Source organism: Marinimicrobium sp. UBA4209 (assembly GCF_002381585.1).
Classification (GTDB): Bacteria; Pseudomonadota; Gammaproteobacteria; order Pseudomonadales; family Cellvibrionaceae; genus Marinimicrobium; species Marinimicrobium koreense.
Window position 1 is genome coordinate 100,672 of the sequence record NZ_DFTP01000094.1, and the last position, 2,957, is coordinate 103,628.

Annotated in this window: 3 protein-coding genes; all 3 read left to right on the top strand. The window is 56.1% G+C overall.

What is annotated here, in order from left to right; translation table 11 throughout:
- Positions 1-1,168: tryptophan 7-halogenase (locus B3187_RS13980; protein WP_286807090.1), on the top strand; the 1,168-nt coding region annotated here is incomplete at its 5' end.
- A gap of 29 nt (positions 1,169-1,197) precedes the next feature.
- Positions 1,198-1,932: a SapC family protein gene (locus B3187_RS13985; protein ID WP_286807091.1), complete on the top strand. Its 735-nt coding sequence runs from the start codon at positions 1,198-1,200 to the stop codon at positions 1,930-1,932.
- Between the two features lie 37 nt (positions 1,933-1,969).
- Complete coding sequence (locus B3187_RS13990) at positions 1,970-2,866, top strand: hydroxypyruvate isomerase family protein (protein ID WP_286807092.1); 897 nt, start codon at positions 1,970-1,972, stop codon at positions 2,864-2,866.
- Positions 2,867-2,957: the final 91 nt, after the last annotated feature.

A 2,957-nucleotide genomic window follows, 5' to 3' on the forward strand; every position in this document is an offset into this window, starting at 1 on the left:
GAAAATCATTGATCGCGCGCCGGAAACGAATTTTCAACATCACATCTGTGAGGCGGGGTTGGGGCCGAGAGCCCTGACGGACCCCGATTTCCAGGGGCCCTGCAATTACGCCTATCACCTGGATGCCGGCGAGTTCGCCGAGCTACTCAAGCAACACGCCACGGATGAACTGGGAGTCCATCATCTCGTTGACACAGTGTCGAACGTGTCCCTGTCAAGTGACGGATTTATCGACGCGATCACCCTGGAGCAGACAGGGAAACTGGAAGGAGACTTTTTTGTCGATTGCACGGGCTTTGCGTCCAGACTCCTGGGGCAGGCACTGGGTGTTCCCTTCAAGCCGATGGATTCAATCCTGTTCAATGATCGCGCAATTGCCGTACAGGCGCCTTACCCGGACGAGCGCAGTCCCATCCCCTGCCACACCCTGGCCACTGCCAAAGCGGCCGGCTGGATTTGGGATATCGGGTTGACGCATCGCCGCGGCACAGGCCATGTTTTTTCCAGTGATTTTATCAGCGAAGACGAAGCCGAGTTTACCCTGCGTCAGCATCTTGACCTGAGCGAGTCCAAGGCAGATTCCAGAGTCATCAAGTTCTCATCTGGCCACCGGGCCTGCTGGTGGAAAAAAAATTGTGTTGCCGTCGGCATGTCCGCCGGATTTGTCGAGCCCCTGGAAGCCACCGCCATCATGCTGGTTGAACTGTCGGCCCGTTTCATTTCTGAAAATCTGCCGGCCGACCGCCACACCATGGCCATCATGGAGAAACGGTTCAACCAGGCAATGGCCTACCGCTGGCAGCGAATCATCGATTTCCTGAAGCTGCACTACATGCTGAACGATCGCCCCGAGTCATACTGGAAGGCGCACCGGGACCCGGCCAGCATTCCCGACAGCCTTAAGGAGGATCTTGCGGTCTGGGCAACCCGTGGGCCCCAGACCGCGGACTTTGACAGCGCTCTGGAGCTGTTCCCCGCCGCCAGCTATCAGTATGTTCTTTATGGCATGGGCTTCAGACCCGACTTCTCCAGTCAGGCCTGGCTGTATGATCAACAGCGACTGGCCCAGCAGGTCTTCACCCGCAATCAACAGCTTACCCGGCAGCTTCTGGATTCGCTGCCGAGCCACCGCGACCTGATCGACCGCTGGTTGGGCCAGGCCGCCTGACTGAACACTCATCGATTCCCGGAGTTACAATGTCAACATTGATTCCACTATCACCCTCAGAGCATAAGCACCGGTTTATAGATACCCGGCGCGCGATCAATGATTTTCGCCAGGCCCAGGTGGTTCGACTAAGGGTTCCCGAGGTCGGAAACGCGGGCTGCTGTTTTCCGGTGCTGATCACCAAAGACCCCCAGTTCGGAGAATGGGATATCACTGCACTGACGTCCCTTGAGCCGGAATCCAACCTTTTTGTGGGTGATGAGGGATGGCAGGGCGTCTATACGCCTTTGTCCATTCGGACCTACCCGGTGCGGCTCACCAGAGCCGACGGCCCAGAAGGCGTCAGCCTCGCGGTTCGGGCTGAAGACCTTTCGGATTCCGGAGCCGGACTTTACGACGATCAAGGCCAGCCGACGGACTATCTCAAAGCAATCGAAAATGCCCTGCATGAAGACCTCTCCGGCGCTGCGGCCACCCGGGCTTTCTGCCAACACCTCAATGGGCTGAACCTCATTCAGCCCATCAGTATCACCGTGCTGTACAAAGACGGTAAGAGCCGAACTCTTGAAGGACTGTACACACTGGATCAGGACAGGTTATCGTCGCTGTCTGACAAAGAACTGCTGGAACTCCAGAAACGGGGTTACCTGATGGCCATGAACAGCATGCTGACCTCCCTCTTCCAGCTGAACCGTCTTATTCAGCGACACAAGGAACACAATTCGGTCAATCCGATTCAGAAAATTACGCTTCAGCGCCGCTGAGGGGTAACCACAACAAAACCATAAGAGGACTGTAACCATGACTGACTCTCTCAACCGCCGCGCCCTGCTGCGCGGTGCCGTCGCCAGCGCTTTTGGCGTTACCAGCCTGAGCGCTCTGGGACCCCGGGCACTGGCCGACCACCACGGACAATCTCATCAGCTCAAGGGTAATATTCGCCACTCGGTGGCACGGTGGACCTACGATTTCCTCTCCGTGGAGGAACTCTGCCAGTTGGTCAAACGAATCGGCTTTTCGGCCATCGACCTGATCGGCCCCAAGGAGTGGCACATTCTCAAAAAGCATGGGGTGGACTCGTCCATGTGTAACGGTGCCGAGCTTAGCCTTGAGGAAGGGTTTGGTAATGCCGAGCACCACAGTGCCCTGATCGAAAGCTATCGTAAGCACATTGATCTGGTCAGCGACGCGGGTTACACCAACCTGATCTGTTTCAGCGGTAACGCTCGGGGCATGGACCCGGAAGATGGTCTGAAAGCCGCCGTCACAGGCTTGAAGAAAGTTCTGGCACAGGCCGAGAAGCGCGGCGTTGTGCTGCAGATGGAGTTGTTCAACAGTAAGGTGGACCATCCCGATTATCTGTGTGACAGCTCGGCCTGGGGTATTGAACTGTGTAAGCGGCTGGATTCACCAAACTTCAAACTGCTTTACGATATCTATCATATGCAGATCATGGAAGGTGACATCATCCGTACCATTCGCGACAACCATCAATATTTCGGCCACTACCACACCGCCGGGGTACCGGGACGTCACGAGATTGACGACTCCCAGGAGCTGTACTATCCGGCAATCATGCGGGCCATTCAGGAGGTGGATTTCAAAGGGTACGTGGCCCAGGAATTTATTCCGGCGCGGGCGACGGATGAGGAGAAGGTTGAGTCATTGAAAGCGGCGATCAAGATCTGTGACGTTTAAGATAGTGATCGATTTTCAGAAGACGTAGCGTGGAAAGGAAGCCAAGCGGTGGATGACGGGCTATCGCCCTTATCCACCCTTGTATCTGTCC

Excerpts from the sequence above, each read along its gene's own strand:
- B3187_RS13990 (WP_286807092.1), top strand. The coding sequence starts at position 1,970 with ATGACTGACTCTCTCAACCGCCGCGCCCTGCTGCGCGGTGCCGTCGCC.
- B3187_RS13985 (WP_286807091.1), top strand. The coding sequence starts at position 1,198 with ATGTCAACATTGATTCCACTATCACCCTCAGAGCATAAGCACCGGTTT.